Here is a 15,284-nt window from a genome sequence, read left to right as displayed (position 1 = left end):
GGCATCCAGCACAGGAGAAGCCGCATGCCCATCATCTCCGTCACCACCTGGGACGGTCAGGACGACGCCCAGGCGCGGGAACTCATGGAGGAGCTGACCCGAACCGTCCGGCGGGTCACGGGAGCCCCCCTGGACAAGATCACCGTTTACATCCAGGAGGTGCCGCGCAGCCGCTGGGCGGAGGGCGGCGCCCTGGGCAGCGACCCCGAGTTTCCGGAACTGAGCCGCCGGCTCTCCGAGTGAGGGGCGTTCGCCGTGTCCTCCGAGATGCATGAAACCACCCGCCGCACCGAGGACGAGCCGGGCACCCTCTTCCTCGTGGGCGACGTCTTCGCCGAATTCGCCGAGCACGAGGGCGTCATGACGGTATCTCAGCTCGCCCGCCAGATCAGGAAGGGTGCGTTGCCCCGCGGCGCCGGCGCGGCCTCGGTGACGCTCGGGCAGGGGGTGTCCCAGTTCGACGTCCAGTTCGTACGCGACACCCTGGCCCGGCACGGCCTCACGGACGTGGTCGTCATCGACGACCGGGCGCTGCGTGACCGCGCCGGGCGGGAGATCGCGCACAAGCACCGGGCGGAGAACGTGCTGATCTCCGTGCCCCGCCGGACCGGCCCCGGCTCTTTCGAGTCGGACCTGCTGGTGGACTCCGGCAACGAGGTGATGTCCGACCACCTGACCGGCCGGCACATGCAGGGCATGCTGGCCATGGAGGCCGGGCGGCAGATGTTCATCGCGGTGGCCGAGCAGCACTACCTTCCGCCGGAGGCGGTCGGCAACAGCTACTTCGTGATCGACACCTTCGCCACCCGCTACCGGAACTTCCTGTTCCCGTTGCCCGCGACCGTCCGGTGCAAGGTCCTCTCACACCGCTCGCCGCACCGCACCCGCACGACGTTCTCCTGCGACCTCGCCGTGCTTCAGGGCGGATGGGACACCGCGGTGATGGAGGTCCGGTTCACCGCCTTCGACGCCCGGGTTTCCCACGCCAAGGAGACCCAGGCGGCCGAGCGATCCCTCCAGGGCACCGCGGCGAACCTGGCGGCGGCGAAGGAACCGGAATCGGCCGAGGTCCGTATCGCGTGACCGAGATTCGTACCGAGTGACCGACTGCGGCCCGGAAACGCGGCGGGCCGGCGGCCGGCATCAAGAAGGGCCCCCTCACATGTCAGACGCAAGCCGCGGGCCGGTTTCGGACCGCCCCTACCTGGTCTTCAGCGACGTCGACGAAACCCTGATCACCGTCAAGAGCATGTTCGACTTCCTCCACTACCAGTTGGTCTGCCGGCATGGTGTGGCCGGGGCGGAGGAGTACGAGCGGATCATGGCGGTGGTCCGCCGACTGGCCGGCGACGGCACCCCTCGTGCGGACATCAACCGCTTCTACTACCGCCACTACGCCGACGAGCCGGTGGAGACGATCGGCAGGCTCGCCGGGGACTGGTTCGCCGAACGCACGTCCGGCCGCGGTTTCTACATCGAGCCGACCCGGGAAGCCCTGACCGCTCATCGCGCCGGCGGTGCGACCGTCGTCCTCGTCTCCGGCTCCTTCCCGCCGCTCCTGGAGCCTCTCGCGCGCGCGGTGGGGGCCGACATCGTCCTCTGCACCCGCCCGCTCGTCGCCGACGGCCGTTACACCGGCGAGGTCGAAACCCCGGTCATCGGCGCGGGCAAACGCGCCGCCGTGCTGGGGACGTTGGAGTCCCGTCCCGACGTCGACCCGCGCGACTGCTGGGCCTACGGCGACCACGTCTCCGACCTGCCGATGCTGGAACTCGTGGGCCACCCCGTCGCCGTGGGCGAGGACGAGGAGTTGCGAACGCGACTGGCCGAGCGCGTCAAGGGGGTCACAGCGTGACGGCCGTGTTTCTTCGTCCAGGGAGATAGCGGGTTCTTCGCACAGGTGGTGTTCGCACCACCATGATCGGGAGACACTTCCCCCTTCGGTGCCGCGCTTCCAAGATGAATGTGCGGGACGCGGTCACATTGAAGCCGCTGAATTCCCACCGATCGCCCCGCCATACCGGGATCACCGACCTGAAGGAAATCAAGAAATGGCTGAATTCGATTCTCGCGGCACGTTCCGGAAGGCCGCAAATGAGTACGCGAAGATCCAGGACGCCTTCCCCGACGTGATTCGCGAACCGCTGCTGGCCGACATGGCGGTGAAGGAAGGCGACCGGATCCTCGATCTGCCCTGCGGGACGGGCGACTCGATCGTCAAGGCGATGGAGCTCGCCGGACCGGCGGGACACGCCCTGGCCATCGACATCTCCCCCGCCATGATCGAGGAGGCCAAGGAGAAGGCGGAGGCGGCCGGAGTCAAGAACATCCAGTTCGTCGTCGAGGACATGGACAAGGCCCAGTTCGACGCCGCCGCGTACGACATCGTCGTGTCGGCCAACGGGCCCTTCTTCGCCTCCGACCTCAGGACCTTCCTGGCGAAGATGTGGGGCGCCGTCAAGCCGGGTGGCAAATTGGTCACCATGACCTTGGGGCGCAATTTTCTGACGCCCATCGCCGGCACCTTCCTGGACCTGGCGCAGATCAAGACCGAAGACCTGCGGATCTCCACGCCCTGGAGCGTCACGGAAGACATCACCTTCTTCAAGGAAGTCCTCGAAGAGGTGACCGGCGGGCAACGAATCAAGATCACCCACCGGGACGTCGTCATGGATTACCAGACGGCCGACGGAGGCTGGAATCTCCTGATGGGTACCGCATTCAGGAACTACACCCTGGCGATGTCACCACAGGAACAGGCTGAGATCGAGGCGGAGATGAAGGAACGGATGCGGGCCAACCGCCAGTTCTCTGCCACCTGCAGCTTCAACAACATCACCGTCACCAAAGACGTCGCCTGAAGTGAGGGCACCCGGCGGTCGCGTGCTGTGCGCGGCCGCCGCGGCGATCCCGCTGCCGGCCGCGATGGCCCCTCAGCTCCACCGACGTCGAGTCGTCTCACCGCCTCCCCATCCTGGAGAACGCCATGTCCCGTCGTCTGTTCACCTCCGAGTCCGTGACCGAGGGGCACCCCGACAAGATCGCTGACCAGATCAGCGACGCCATTCTCGACGCGCTCCTGCGCGAGGACCCCACGTCCCGTGTCGCCGTGGAGACGCTCATCACGACCGGCCTGGTGCATGTGGCCGGAGAGGTCAAGACCACGGCGTACGCACCGATCGCCCAGCTGGTGCGCGACACCATCCTGGACATCGGCTACGACTCGTCGAAGAAGGGCTTCGACGGCGCCTCCTGCGGCGTGTCGGTGTCGATCGGCACGCAGTCCCCCGACATCGCGCAGGGCGTCGACACCGCGTACGAGACCCGGGTCGGAGGGTCCCACGAGGGTGACGAACTGGACCGCCAGGGTGCGGGCGACCAGGGTCTGATGTTCGGGTACGCGTCGGACGAGACCCCGACACTGATGCCGCTCCCGATCTTCCTGGCCCACCGTCTGTCGAAGCGCCTGTCCGAGGTCCGCAAGAACGGCACCGTCCCCTATCTCCGCCCGGACGGAAAGACCCAGGTCACCATCGAGTACGACGGTGACAAGGCGATCCGCCTGGACACCGTCGTCGTCTCCTCGCAGCACGCCGCCGACGTCGACCTGGAGTCCCTCCTCGCCCCCGGCATCCGCGAGTTCGTCGTGGAACCGGAGCTGACGGCCCTCCTGGACGACGGCATCAAGCTGGACACCGAGGGCTACCGGCTGCTGGTCAACCCGACCGGCCGCTTCGAGATCGGCGGCCCGATGGGCGATGCCGGCCTCACCGGTCGCAAGATCATCATTGACACCTACGGCGGTATGGCCCGCCACGGTGGCGGCGCCTTCTCCGGCAAGGACCCGTCCAAGGTGGACCGCTCCGCCGCGTACGCGATGCGATGGGTCGCCAAGAACGTCGTCGCGGCGGGCCTCGCCTCCCGCTGCGAGGTCCAGGTGGCGTACGCCATCGGCAAGGCCGAGCCCGTCGGTCTCTTCGTCGAGACCTTCGGCACCGCCAAGGTCGGCACCGACCGGATCGAGAAGGCCATCGACGAGGTGTTCGACCTCCGCCCGGCCGCCATCATCCGCGACCTCGACCTGCTGCGCCCGATCTACGGCCTGACCGCCGCGTACGGCCACTTCGGCCGTGAGCTCCCGGAGTTCACCTGGGAGCGCACGGACCGGGTCGAGGCGCTGCTCGCGGCGGCAGGTGTCTGACATGCGGATCGCCGTCACCGGGTCCATCGCCACCGACCATCTGACGACATTCCCGGGCCGCTTCAGTGAGCACCTGTTGCCCGACCAACTCGCCACCGTCTCACTGTCCTTCCTGGTGGACGATCTCCAGGTACGCAGGGGCGGAGTCGCCGCGAACATCGCCTTCGGCCTCGGCCTGCTCGGAGTCACTCCCTTGCTGGTCGGCGCCGTGGGCATCGACTTCGCCGAGTACGGCGCCTGGTTGAGCGGGCACGGCGTCGACATCAGTCACGTACGGGTGAGCGAGCAGTCCCACACGGCCAGATTCATCTGCATCACCGACCGGGACCAGAACCAGATCGCCGCCTTCTACCCGGGGGCCATGACTGAGGCGCGGCACATCAGTTTGGCCGACATCACCGCTGGTGGGGGCAGACCCGCCCTCGTCGTCGTCGCGCCGGACGACCCGGTCGCCATGCAGCGCCACGCTTTCGCGAGCCGGGAGCTGGGCATTCCGTACGCCGCAGATCCCTCGCAGCAACTGGCCAGCCTGGACAGCGAGGACGCCCGCCGGCTCGTCGATGGCGCACAGTTGCTCTTCAGCAATGAGTACGAGGCCGCGCTCCTGTGCGACCGCACCGGATGGACCAGGCAACAGGTGCTGGATCGCGTGGGCACCTGGGTCACCACCCGGGGTGCGAAGGGGGTGACGGTCGCCGCCCGCGGAGAAGCACTCCTGACCGTCCCGGCCGTGCCGTCCGGGAAGGCTGTCGATCCCACGGGTGTCGGTGACGGCTTCCGCGCGGGATATCTCGTCGGCATGTCACGCGGCCTGACCGAGGAGAGGGCGGCTCAGCTGGGGTGTGCCCTGGCCACCAGGGTTCTGGAGACGGTGGGAACCCAGGAGTATCGACTGAGTGATGATCTGTGGGCCCGTGTCGCGGACGCGTACGGCGCAGACGCCTCCGTGGACATCGGACGCTGTGTGAACGCCGGAGGCAATCGAGCATGAGCGCCCTGCGAGAACTCCTCGCCCGGGGCGAGCGGTCCTTCTCCTTCGAGTTCTTCCCACCGAAGTCGGAGGCGGGTACGCGGGTCCTGTGGGACGCCATCCGCCGGATCGAACCGTTCGCGCCCTCCTTCGTGTCGGTCACCTACGGCGCGGGCGGCTCATCACGGGACCGCACGATGGAGGTCACCGAGCGGATCGTGAACGAGACGACGCTTCGGCCCGTGGCGCATCTGACGGCGATCGGGCAATCGACGGCCGACCTGCGCCGCGTCATCGGTCAGTACGCGGAGGTGGGAGTACGGGACGTGCTGGCACTGCGCGGTGACCCGCCGGGGGATCCCGACGCACCCTGGTCACCGCATCCGCAGGGCTTCCGGTACGCGCATGAACTGGTGGCGTTGGTGCGGGAGTCGGGTGACTTCAGCGTCGGTGTCGCCGCCTTTCCCGAACGGCATCCGCGCTCCCCGGACTGGGAAAGCGACATCCGGCACTTCGTGGCCAAATGCGAGGCCGGCGCCGATTACGCGATCACTCAGATGTTCTTCCACGTGGAGGACTATCTGCGGCTGCGGGACCGGGTCGCCGCGGCCGGCTGTGACACCCCGATCATCCCGGAGATCCTGCCGGCCACCGACATCCGGCAGATCGCCAGGTTCGCCGAGCTGAGCCACGCCACCTTTCCCGGTGACCTGGCCAGGCGTCTGGAGGAGGCCCGGGACAACCCGGCGGAAGGGCGCAGGATCGGTGTCGGGTACGCCACCGCGATGGCCGGCCGGCTCCTCGACGAAGGCGCTCCCGGCCTGCACTACATCACGCTCAACCGTTCCACGGCGACGCTCGAGATCCACCGCGACGTCCTGGGCTCGAGGAGCACGCAGGCCCTCGCCCCCAGCTGACGTCGCCGATGTCAGTTCAACGACTGACGGTCGGGACGGCGTCCGAGGGTGCTTTCCAGCGCTTGCGGCCCTTGCCGGTCGGATCCAGCCTCAGAGGCGCCGTGGGGACGCACCTCAGCCCGGCGGCCCCGGTGGGGAGGTGTGCCCGGGCGCGGACCGTCCTGCGTGTACGGGGATTCACGCTCTCGATCGTGTTCGTGGAGCAGATGCAGAGGCACGGCGCGATGGGGGCTCAGGCCGCCGGTGGAGTCCAAGCGGAGCACGGCCTTCTCGTCCGCGGTGCCGGGGGAAGCCTGGTAGACCACCATCCGCTGGCCGCCCGTCCGGGCCAGTCCCATGACCTCGTAGGTCAGGGTCATCGGTCCGACCTGCGGGTGCCGGAAGGACTTCTGCCCGCCACCGCGCTCGCAGACGTCGTACCGCTCCCAGATCCGCGCGAACTCCGGTGACTTCACCACCAGCTCGCCGACGAGTGCCGTCAGCTCGGTGTGGTCGGGGTCGGCCCCGGCAACCGCGCGCAGATGCGCCACCGAGAGTGCGGCCGTGTCCTCCCAGGGCTCGTAGAGCGCCCGGCCGACGGGGTGCAGGAACATGTAACGGGTCACGTTGCGCTGGTCCTCCGGCCAGTCCCAGAGCCCGGGCATCAGCCGCCGGCCGGGCCGGTTCGCCGCCAGCATGCGGTTGTAGCGGTTCACCACATAGGCCGGTAACGGGCGCACCGACTCCAGCATCCGCAGTACCGATTCGCGGACGGCGTCCTGCGGGCCGGACAGCAGGTCGGAAGGCCGGCCCGAGGCCAGCTCCGCCAGCTCGTGCAGGCGTTCGTAACCGTCGTCGCGCAGTCGCAGGGCCCGGCCGAGGGCGTCCAGCACGGCGGGGGACGGATTGGTCTCGCGCCCCCGCTCCAGGCGGATGTAGTAGTCGACGCTCACTCCGGCCAGAACGGCCAGCTCCTCACGGCGCAACCCAGGCGTGCGGCGCAGGCTCCCGCCCGCCGACAGGCCGACATCCTCCGGGCGTATCTGCGCCCTCCGGGCCTTCAGATATCGGCCGAGCTCGGTGCCCCTCGTCTCCGCTGCCGCCATCCGGCCATTGTCGCAGCCGGTCAAGGCCCGTGGGAGGCCGTGTCAGGGCCTGGAACGCCGCACCTCGGGGACAGCGCGGTCTGCCGGACGGCCGCGCGGGGGCGGAGAGTCGATCCCGGAGCGGGCGGCCCAGCCGCCGGGACCCAGGGGGTGCGAGACACCGGACCGCGGCCCCGGCGGGCAGCGACCGCCCGCCCGATCACGTTCCGACGATCCGTCACCTGTGCCTGCCCTGGAGTTCACCATGCCAGCCACCCCGTCCCCGCCGCCGGCGCCCGCGCTGCGACCACAGCCGGACCGAGCCCGGCCGGCCGCACCGCCGCAGTCGAGCGGCGTCGCCCTGATCGCCTCGTTGCTCGGTTTCGCCGTGATCACCATCGACGTCTCGGCCGTGAACATCGCGCTGCCCGCGATCCAGGACTCCCTCCACAGCGGGATGGTCGGGCTGCAGTGGGTGGTTGACGCGTACACCCTGATGTTCGCGGCCCTGATGCTCTCCGCGGGCGCCCTCGCCGACCGCGTCGGCGCCCGCCGCGCCTACGTCTGGGGCGTCGCCCTGTTCACCCTCGGCTCCCTCGGCTGCGCGCTCGCGCCCGGCATCGGCGTGCTGGTCGGTGCACGCGTGGCACAGGGCGCCGCGGCCGCGGTCGTGATGCCGGCCTCGCTGGCGCTGATCCGGCAGGCCTACGACGACTCCCACGCCCGCGCCCGCGCCATCGCGCTGTGGACGGCCGGCGGCGCCGTGGCGATGGCCGTCGGCCCGGTGCTGGGCGGGCTGCTCACCGAAGCGGCCGGCTGGCGGGCCGTCTTCCTGCTCAACCTACCGGTGGGCGCGGTGATCCTGGGCCTGCTGATCCGGGTGCCGCATTCCCCGCGCCGACCCGCCGTGCTGGACGGCGGTGGCCAGCTCACCGCCATTCTGGCCCTGGCCGGGCTGGGCTTCGCGGTGATCGAGGGCCGCCACCTGGGCTGGACCAGCGGCCCCGTGCTGGTCGCCGCCGCGCTCGCCGTCGCTTCCGGTTACGCCTTCTACGTGATCGAGGCACGACACCGCCAGCCCATGGTCCCGCCGGGCCTGCTGAAGGACCGCCGGGTGGCCGTGGCGCTCGCGGTCGGGTTCGCCGTCAACGCCACCTTCTACGGCGGGATCTTCCTGCTGGGGCTGTACTACCAGCAGCTGCGAGGGATGTCGGGGATCACGGCCGGGCTGATGTTCGTCCCGCTCGCGGCTCTGGTGACGGCGACCAACCTGGTATCGCCGCGGCTGGCGGAGCGGATCGGGCGGCGGGCGGTGATCGTCACCGGGCAGCTGGTGTTCATCGCGGCGATGCTGGCCCTGCTGCCGCTGGCCGCGCACACGCCGGTGTGGCTGGTGCTGGTCCTGCTGCTGCCGCTGAGCACCGGCGGGGCGCTCGCGGTGCCCGCGGTGACCGCGTTGCTGATGGACGCTGTCCCGCCGGAGCGCGCGGGGACCGCGTCCGGGCTGCTGAACTCCCTCCGTCAGACCGGCGGTGCGCTTGCCGTCGCCCTGTTCGGCAGCCTCCTCGCCGGTCCCGGCGGTGGCTTCTCCCTCACCGGCATGCGCATCGGCCTCGTTACCGTCGCCGTCCTCCTCCTCGGCACCGCCGCCCTCGCCCGCCTCGCCCTGTCCCGGGACTGACCGCAGCAATAGATTGTTCGGCAAGCTTATTCGCTGCGGGGCGTACCGAGTATCCGGAAATGTTTCCGGTCGCGGTGGCAGGACCCACGTCTATCGCGACCTGGTAGCCGCTCCGATGGTGCTGGGAGTACCCGGATAAACGCACCCCGGTAGCGAAGGGAATGGTCGGGTAAATTGCGCTTATCCGACCCCGCATTCCCTGAGGAGTAGATACGTGTCGACGGACCGAATGAGTGCGACATCGCGCTCCCGGGTCATTCGCCTCAACACGCTGACCGGGCTGCGATTTCCGGCCGCTTTCGTGGTTTTCCTCTACCACGCGGCGTTGCTCGGTTACCTGGGCCTGCCCTGGCTAAGCCCCGAGAACGTGCACGACTATTACCGCTCCGTACACCATGCCGGCGCCCTCGGCGTCAGCTTCTTCTTCGTGCTCAGCGGTTTCGTGCTGACATGGTCGGCTCGAGAGACGGACACCGCAACGCGTTTCTGGCGCCGCCGGTTCCTCAAGATCGTTCCCAATTATCTGGTGGTCTGGGTGCTGGCCATGGTGGTCTTCGCGGCACCCCGCACGGACATGAAGATCGGGGTGCTCAACTTCTTCATGCTCCAGGTGTACTACCCGGACTTCTCCGTCAACTTCGGGGTGAACCCGGCCGGTTGGTCCCTGGCCGTCGAAGCGGTCTTCTACCTGTCGTTCCCGCTCATGCTCGGCCTGATCAAGAAGATCCCGGCCAACCGGATCAATCTCTGGATCGCGATCGCCGGCCTCGGCATCATCGCCACTCCCTTCCTGTCCACCCATCTCGTCCCGGCCGGCTCCGTGTTCATGCCGATGGAGCCCGAAACCTCGGTGAACCAGTACTTCGTCTCGTACATCCTGCCGTTCCCGCGGGCACTGGACTTCGTGCTCGGCATCCTGGTCGCCCGCTCGGTGATGTCGGGGCGCTGGCGCAACATCGGGATGGTCTGGGCCGGCGCGCTGCTCGTCGCCAGTTACGTGCTCGGCTATTTCACGCCGTACATCTACTCGTCACGAGCCGTCTGCGTCATCCCCGCCGCCATCCTCATCGCGGCCGGCGCCATCGCGGACGAGGAGGGTCGCTTCACCGTCTTCCGCAACAGGGTGACGGTCTGGCTCGGCGACATCTCCTTCGCCTTCTATCTCGTGCACTTCACCGTGCTGGTAGGCGTGTGGAAGCTGCTCGGCAGCAAGACGTACAGCGCACCACAGGCCGCGGCCATGCTGCTGATCAGCCTCGGCGTCTCGATCCTCGCGTCCTGGGCGCTGTACAGCTGGATCGAGCGTCCCATCACCCGGCGCTGGTCCAACCCGAGGAAGAGGCCGGCGCAGGCTCGGCGGGAGGCGGACGGCGCGGAGCCCCTGCCGCTCGTCGCCGGACGGGCCGGCGAGGTGCCCTGACCGACGCCGAGCGGCGGTCATGCGACGACCGCCTGTCCCGTCCGGCTCCGGCCGGTGGGACAGGCGGTCACTTCGTCCTCCCGGTGCGGCGTACCGGAACGCGGATCTGCCGGCGGACACGACAACCCGCGCCGGCGTCCACGTCCCGGGACCCGAACGCCGCCTCAGCCGCCGATGCCCGCGGCCCTTCGCAGGCCGGCCGCCGTCGAGAAGTATCCGAAGAGCACGCCACCGGGCTCCAGCGCCTCGGACGCGTCCAGGCCTCCGAGCCGAACCGGAACGAAGCCCGCGTCGTGGACGAGGCGTTCCGTGATTCGCAACGCGTCGGCGTCGTCCGCGGCGACCGCCATCCCCCAGAAATGCCGCTGCCCCGTCCCGCGCGACCAGAGGAGCTCGTCCGGGAGGTGGCTGAACGCCCGCGCCACCGAACTGCCCGGCAGCCGCTTCGCCGTCCAGCTGCCCTGGGTCAGGCCCGGGCCCAGCTCGGACACGAACAGGCCGTCCGCCGAGAGCCCGATCGGGGCCGTGGCGTCGATCACGGTCTTCCCGGTCAGGCGGTCGGCCACCTGCTCCAGCAATTCCTCGAGATGCGGATGCGGCACCGAGAGCAGAACGACGTCACTCGCGTCCACCGCGTCCGGGTACGTGGCCGCCCGCGCTCGCTCGCCCGACTCCTCGACGAGGGCGGCGAGCCGGTGCGGGGTCCGGGAACCGAAGGTCACGGTGTGACCGCCGGCCAGCCAGTGGCGGCCCAGCGGGCGGCCGACGTTACCCGCGCCGAGGACGGCGATGCGCAGCGGTGGGGTGTCTGCTGTGGATTCGGGCATGGTCCAGCTCCTTGTCCTTGGTGATCGGTCACGGCGGGACTGCCGCCGGACATGGATGGCGGCCGCCGGTCTCCCTGTGCCGGCGGCCGCCTCGGTGAATCGCCTAGCCGGTCACGATCCGCGGCCACACCAGGGCTGTGGAGCCCCACGTCAAGCCGCCCCCGAAAGCGCTCATCAGTACCCGGTCGCCGGGCGTCAGCAGGCCCCTGGAGGCGGCGTCGCCGAGGGCCAGCGGGATGGAGGCCGCCGATGTGTTGCCGACGCGGTCGAGGTTGACGACTGTTCGGCCGCGGGCCATGCCGAGCTGGTCGGCGACGGCGTGCAGGATCCGGACGTTCGCCTGGTGGCCGACGAACCAGTCCACCGACTCGGGAGCCCAGCCGGCGCGATCGAGGATGGCCCGGGATGAGGCCGCCATGCGGGTCACGGCGTGCCGGAAGACCGGCTTGCCCTCCATGTGGAAGTACGTCTCGGCAGGGCGGGCGCCGGACTCGGCCGCCGCGCCGGCCGGATGCCGTGAGCCGCCGGCCGGGACGATGATGAGGTCCTTCAGCGAGCCGTCGCTCCCCAGGTCGTGTCCGAGCAGCGCACCCGGCTCGGACGGCTCGCCGGCCCGCAGCACCACGGCCCCGGCGCCGTCACCGAAGATCACCGAGGTGGTGCGGTCCGCGGGGTTGAGGATCGTGGAGTAGGTCTCCGCCCCGATGACCAGCACGCGTTCGGCGATCCCGGCGGCGATGGCGCCCGCCGCGGACGCCATCGCGTAGACGAATCCGCTGCACACGGCGGCGATGTCGTACGCGGCGACCGCGTTCAGGCCCAGCCGGTGGGCGACGTCCGGAGCGGTCGCCGGGCAGGGATGATCCGGTGTGGTCGTGGCGACGACGACCAGATCGACATCGCCGGAGCCGGCCGACTTCAGCGCCCGCTCGCCCGCCTCGACCGCCAGGTCACCGGTGGCGGTGCCGGGTTGGGCCCAGTGCCGCTGGGCGATGCCGGTGCGTGAGCGGATCCACTCGTCAGAGGTGTCCATGTCCCGGGAGAGATCGTCGTTCGTGACGACGCGGGGCGGCACGTACGTCCCGAGTCCGGCGAGGACCGCGGCCCTGCTCATGCCGCCGCCTCCTTCGCCGGAAGTTCGTCCCACAGCGCGAATACCAAGGGGGGCCTCCCTGATTGCCGGTGCCGGTCGTCGTGGCCGGACTCGTCGGAAAGTGCCGCCCCTCCGGTCGGGACGGGGCGAGGGACGACACGCGTGGCCGGTACGTGGGAACGGCGCTGATGCGGCCCCTTCGCGAGGACGCACCGAGGCGTACGACGATTATCGAGCGTCCGGACATCGCCCTGCCAGACCGTGCTGACGCTGTGACTGGCCCCGGTGGTGGCGGGAACACCACGTTCCCGGGCGAGGGCGAACCCGATCCGGGGAGATCCGGGAGAGGCTAGTTCCAGACCGGCTGCGGGACGGTGGCTCCCGGCGGCAGATACACCAGCAGCCGGACGGAGGAGGCTTCGTCAAGGTCCATCGTGAACAGGGTGAAGGGCACCGGGTCCTGGCCGGGACGGTTCAGCTCGACGGTCGTGGGCACGAACTCCTCGACCTCGTGACGGCCCCACAACTCGGCGAACCGCGGGCTGTCCGCGGCGAGCCGGTCGGCCATCTGCTCGTACCGCTGATCGTCGGCGAAGTAGGACGTCTGGAGGCGGAAGCGGGCGGTCATCCGGCGGGCCACCCGGGGCAGATCGACGTACTGGCGTCCGTGGGATCCCGTGAACAGACCGGCCAGGAAGTTCTCGTTGCCGTCCTGGCCCAGATGCAGCATCCCGGCGGCCGGTTCGTTGGCCGCGAGGACGTCCCAGTACCGGTCGATGACGCACGCCGGCCCCAGCAGCTGGGTGTCGACCATCCGCTGGAAGAATTCGGTGTCCGACGGGCCCACACCCGGCGTCGGCAGCGGAGGGTTGGCTTCGGCGAGCCGGTACAGGTGGACGCGTTCCCGCTCGGTGAGGCGCAGCGCGTGGCTGATCGCGTCCAGGATCTTGTCCGAGACCCTGATGGGGCGGCCCTGCTCCAGCCACGCGTACCAGGACGCGCTCACCCCGGCCAGGACGGCGACCTCCTCCCGGCGCAGACCCGCCCGGGTGCGACCGCCCGCGGACCGCATTCCGACGTCGGCGGGGGAAAGCTCGGCGCGGCGCCTGCGCAAGAAGTGCGTGAGCTCGATGCGCCGCTTCTTCTGGCTGCCGGACAGGGAGGTCGGATCGTCCATGTCAACTGAAGGTAGGCGGGTCGAACACGCGCTGTCAGCGGCGATAATCACACCTCGGACGGGTCACGGAAGCGTGAACTCAGCGCCCGCCTCAACTCCGCGAAGAACAGTTCCTTCTGTTCTTTGTGGAAGAAGTGGCCGCCGGGCATGACACGCAGCGCGAAGGATCCCGCCGCATGGCGGTTCCAGGCTGCCGCGTGAGCAGCGGGAACCAGCGGGTCGTCGCGGCCGTGGAGCACGTGGACCGGACAGGGCAGCGGCCGGTGTCCCTCTGCCGGGTACCGGTAGGTGGCGCTGACGAGCAGATCCTGACGGAGCCGGTCCACCACGGCCCGCATCCGCCGGGGGTTCTCCCGCAACAGCCGACCGGCTCCGCCCAGGCCCAGCAGCAACTCCAGGGTGGCGGTATCCGACAGGTCCATGGTCAGCTCGGGGGCCGGCAGATGTGGTGCGCGGTGTGCCCCGGCCACGAAGCAGACGGGCGGCCGGCGGCCGGCGGCGAGCCACCGCTGGGCCACCCCGAAGGCGACCAGCGAACCCATGCTGTGGCCGTAGAAGGCGTAGGGCTCGTCGAGGGCCGGAGCAAACCGTTGTGCAACCTCCCGGACCAGGTCGCCCATCGTGCTGACGGATCCGTCGGGGCCCGGTACGGACACCGACCGCGGGGGAAGAGACACCGGCACCACTTCGATCTCGCGCCCGAGCCGGTGTCCCCAGCCCGCGAAGGACCAGGCACTGCCGCCCGCATGGTGAAAGCAGAACAGGCGCAGCGGGGCGGTCTCACCGCGTACGACACGCTGGGCCATACCCGCGGTCGTGCCGCCGGCCGCGCCTTCCGCGATGTACCGCGACGTGTGGGCCATGGCCACCAGTCTGCCGCCGACGCCGGAAGGGAGAGAGTGTGTGTCCGTCCGGGTGGCGCCACCACCAGTTACCCACGCCCCGTGTCGTGCTGGGTGGTGAGGTGCCAGGACTCCCCCGGCCGACGGGAACCCCGGGGCGCGAGGAATTCGCTGGCGGCTCGGGGGTGCCCGGTGGTAGACAGCCGGCGTGCAGAAAACTGTGGAGTTCCCCGGCCTGCTGCGGCTGATCGACGAACGTTCGACCGCCTTCCGCGCCGCGGTCGCCTCCGCGACCAGCCTCGACGTGCAGGTGCCGACCTGCCCGGAGTGGACTCTGTTCGACCTGGCACGGCATGTGGGCGAGGGGCGCCGCGCCTGGGCCGCCACCGTCGCCGCCGGGCCGGACGCCACGGCCAAGGCCGCGCCACAGGGCGAACCGGACGCTCCGAAGGAGCGCGAGGCGCTGCTGGACTGGCTGAGCGCGTCGACGGATCAGCTGCTGGACGCGCTGCGGGAGGCCGGCCCGGACCGCGGGTGCTGGACGTGGTGGGGTAAGTCGCAGTCGCCGCGGACCTGCGCCGCCGTGGCCCGGCGCCAGCTTCACGAGATCGCGGTGCACACCTACGACGCCCAGCTGACCGTGGGCGCGCCGCGGCAGCTGCCGGACGAGGTGGCGGTCGACGGTGTCGAGGAGTTCCTGTCCACCTTCTGCACCACCACGGTCGCCTGGCCGCACGAGCCCGCCGCCGTCGATTACCACGTCACCGAGGGCCGCTCCTGGCGCAACCGGGTCGACGGCGACGGTGCACGGTTCGCGCGCCTGCCCGCGCCCGGAACCGCCGCCGGCGAAGAACCGGAAGCCGCCGACGCCTCCGCCCAGGGCTCGGCCCATGACCTGGTCCTCGCCCTCTACGGCCGGATCCCGCTGGACTCCCTGCGGCTCGCCGGCAACCGAGGCATCTTCGACCAGCTCGTGGAGTGGGATCCGGACCGGTAGGACGTCGCCGGTCGGGGGTCAGCGCGCCGGCTGGGCCGCGCGTTGCCAGCCGGCGGGACCTCGCTCGACGGCGCCCGCCGCCGCGAAGGCGTGGC

14 protein-coding genes and 2 pseudogenes are annotated in these 15,284 nt (G+C 70.1%); 10 read left to right on the top strand and 6 right to left on the bottom strand.

Annotated elements, in window-relative coordinates; genetic code table 11:
- Window positions 1-24: 24 nt before the first annotated feature.
- The 7 genes from QSK31_RS44625 to metF all read left to right on the top strand — a co-directional run bounded on the left by QSK31_RS44625 (window position 25) and on the right by metF (window position 6,088).
- A complete protein-coding gene (locus QSK31_RS44625) occupies window positions 25-243 on the top strand; it encodes a tautomerase family protein (protein ID WP_285691153.1) in 219 nt (72 codons plus the stop codon).
- A gap of 24 nt (window positions 244-267) precedes the next feature.
- A complete protein-coding gene (locus QSK31_RS44620; RefSeq protein ID WP_285691151.1) occupies window positions 268-1,083 on the top strand; it encodes an AfsA-related hotdog domain-containing protein in 816 nt (271 codons plus the stop codon).
- Window positions 1,084-1,162: 79 nt separating this feature from the next.
- Complete coding sequence (locus tag QSK31_RS44615; protein ID WP_285691149.1) at window positions 1,163-1,855, top strand: HAD family hydrolase; 693 nt, start codon at window positions 1,163-1,165, stop codon at window positions 1,853-1,855.
- A gap of 196 nt (window positions 1,856-2,051) precedes the next feature.
- Window positions 2,052-2,861: a class I SAM-dependent methyltransferase gene (locus QSK31_RS44610; RefSeq protein ID WP_285691148.1), complete on the top strand. Its 810-nt coding sequence runs from the start codon at window positions 2,052-2,054 to the stop codon at window positions 2,859-2,861.
- 125 nt (window positions 2,862-2,986) lie between these two features.
- Window positions 2,987-4,201, top strand: a complete 1,215-nt coding sequence (gene metK / locus QSK31_RS44605; protein WP_285691147.1) for a methionine adenosyltransferase — start codon at window positions 2,987-2,989, stop codon at window positions 4,199-4,201.
- 1 nt (window position 4,202) lies between these two features.
- A complete protein-coding gene (locus tag QSK31_RS44600; RefSeq protein ID WP_285691145.1) occupies window positions 4,203-5,192 on the top strand; it encodes a carbohydrate kinase family protein in 990 nt (329 codons plus the stop codon).
- A complete protein-coding gene (gene metF, locus QSK31_RS44595; RefSeq protein WP_285691144.1) occupies window positions 5,189-6,088 on the top strand; it encodes a methylenetetrahydrofolate reductase [NAD(P)H] in 900 nt (299 codons plus the stop codon). The genes QSK31_RS44600 and metF overlap by 4 nt, the downstream gene beginning before the upstream one ends.
- A gap of 55 nt (window positions 6,089-6,143) precedes the next feature.
- Here the strand turns inward: metF and QSK31_RS49340 are convergent.
- Window positions 6,144-6,296: pseudogene (locus QSK31_RS49340) on the bottom strand (transposase); the annotation flags it as partial.
- Window positions 6,297-6,351: 55 nt separating this feature from the next.
- Window positions 6,352-7,173: pseudogene (locus QSK31_RS44590) on the bottom strand (helix-turn-helix domain-containing protein); the annotation flags it as partial.
- A 244-nt stretch (window positions 7,174-7,417) separates the two neighbouring features.
- Here QSK31_RS44590 and QSK31_RS44585 point away from each other — a divergent pair.
- Together QSK31_RS44585 and QSK31_RS44580 are read left to right on the top strand one after the other, a co-directional pair.
- On the top strand, window positions 7,418-8,833 hold the full coding sequence (locus QSK31_RS44585; RefSeq protein WP_285691142.1) for an MFS transporter: 1,416 nt from the start codon (window positions 7,418-7,420) through the stop codon (window positions 8,831-8,833).
- A gap of 214 nt (window positions 8,834-9,047) precedes the next feature.
- Window positions 9,048-10,253, top strand: a complete 1,206-nt coding sequence (locus QSK31_RS44580) for an acyltransferase family protein (RefSeq protein ID WP_285691141.1) — start codon at window positions 9,048-9,050, stop codon at window positions 10,251-10,253.
- A 164-nt stretch (window positions 10,254-10,417) separates the two neighbouring features.
- On the opposite strand, the gene QSK31_RS44575 is transcribed toward QSK31_RS44580, so the two are convergent.
- The 4 genes from QSK31_RS44575 to QSK31_RS44560 all read right to left on the bottom strand — a co-directional run bounded on the left by QSK31_RS44575 (window position 10,418) and on the right by QSK31_RS44560 (window position 14,213).
- A complete protein-coding gene (locus QSK31_RS44575; protein ID WP_285691139.1) occupies window positions 10,418-11,080 on the bottom strand; it encodes an NADPH-dependent F420 reductase in 663 nt (220 codons plus the stop codon).
- Window positions 11,081-11,183: 103 nt separating this feature from the next.
- A complete protein-coding gene (locus QSK31_RS44570; protein WP_285691137.1) occupies window positions 11,184-12,194 on the bottom strand; it encodes a beta-ketoacyl-ACP synthase III in 1,011 nt (336 codons plus the stop codon).
- Window positions 12,195-12,522: 328 nt separating this feature from the next.
- On the bottom strand, window positions 12,523-13,350 hold the full coding sequence (locus QSK31_RS44565; RefSeq protein ID WP_285691136.1) for a helix-turn-helix transcriptional regulator: 828 nt from the start codon (window positions 13,348-13,350) through the stop codon (window positions 12,523-12,525).
- A 47-nt stretch (window positions 13,351-13,397) separates the two neighbouring features.
- The gene (locus tag QSK31_RS44560) at window positions 13,398-14,213 is read right to left on the bottom strand and encodes a thioesterase II family protein (RefSeq protein WP_285691135.1); all 816 of its coding nucleotides are present in this window, start codon (window positions 14,211-14,213) and stop codon (window positions 13,398-13,400) included.
- A gap of 187 nt (window positions 14,214-14,400) precedes the next feature.
- Here QSK31_RS44560 and QSK31_RS44555 point away from each other — a divergent pair, with 187 nt between their 5' ends.
- A complete protein-coding gene (locus QSK31_RS44555; RefSeq protein ID WP_285691134.1) occupies window positions 14,401-15,189 on the top strand; it encodes a maleylpyruvate isomerase family mycothiol-dependent enzyme in 789 nt (262 codons plus the stop codon).
- The last annotated feature ends 95 nt before the right edge of the window (window positions 15,190-15,284 follow it).

The organism is Actinoplanes sp. NBRC 103695 (genome assembly GCF_030269485.1).
Taxonomy (GTDB): Bacteria; Actinomycetota; Actinomycetes; order Mycobacteriales; family Micromonosporaceae; genus Actinoplanes.
This window is presented reverse-complemented; position numbering and strand designations above follow the sequence as displayed.

Bases quoted from the DNA above. Each gene is read 5' to 3' on its own strand.
- QSK31_RS44565 (WP_285691136.1), bottom strand. From the start codon at position 13,350: ATGGACGATCCGACCTCCCTGTCCGGCAGCCAGAAGAAGCGGCGCATC.
- QSK31_RS44570 (WP_285691137.1), bottom strand. From the start codon at position 12,194: ATGAGCAGGGCCGCGGTCCTCGCCGGACTCGGGACGTACGTGCCGCCC.
- QSK31_RS44620 (WP_285691151.1), top strand. From the start codon at position 268: ATGCATGAAACCACCCGCCGCACCGAGGACGAGCCGGGCACCCTCTTC.
- metK (WP_285691147.1), top strand. From the start codon at position 2,987: ATGTCCCGTCGTCTGTTCACCTCCGAGTCCGTGACCGAGGGGCACCCC.
- QSK31_RS44600 (WP_285691145.1), top strand. From the start codon at position 4,203: ATGCGGATCGCCGTCACCGGGTCCATCGCCACCGACCATCTGACGACA.
- metF (WP_285691144.1), top strand. From the start codon at position 5,189: ATGAGCGCCCTGCGAGAACTCCTCGCCCGGGGCGAGCGGTCCTTCTCC.
- QSK31_RS44585 (WP_285691142.1), top strand. From the start codon at position 7,418: ATGCCAGCCACCCCGTCCCCGCCGCCGGCGCCCGCGCTGCGACCACAG.
- QSK31_RS44610 (WP_285691148.1), top strand. From the start codon at position 2,052: ATGGCTGAATTCGATTCTCGCGGCACGTTCCGGAAGGCCGCAAATGAG.
- QSK31_RS44625 (WP_285691153.1), top strand. From the start codon at position 25: ATGCCCATCATCTCCGTCACCACCTGGGACGGTCAGGACGACGCCCAG.
- QSK31_RS44560 (WP_285691135.1), bottom strand. From the start codon at position 14,213: ATGGCCCACACGTCGCGGTACATCGCGGAAGGCGCGGCCGGCGGCACG.
- QSK31_RS44615 (WP_285691149.1), top strand. From the start codon at position 1,163: ATGTCAGACGCAAGCCGCGGGCCGGTTTCGGACCGCCCCTACCTGGTC.
- QSK31_RS44575 (WP_285691139.1), bottom strand. From the start codon at position 11,080: ATGCCCGAATCCACAGCAGACACCCCACCGCTGCGCATCGCCGTCCTC.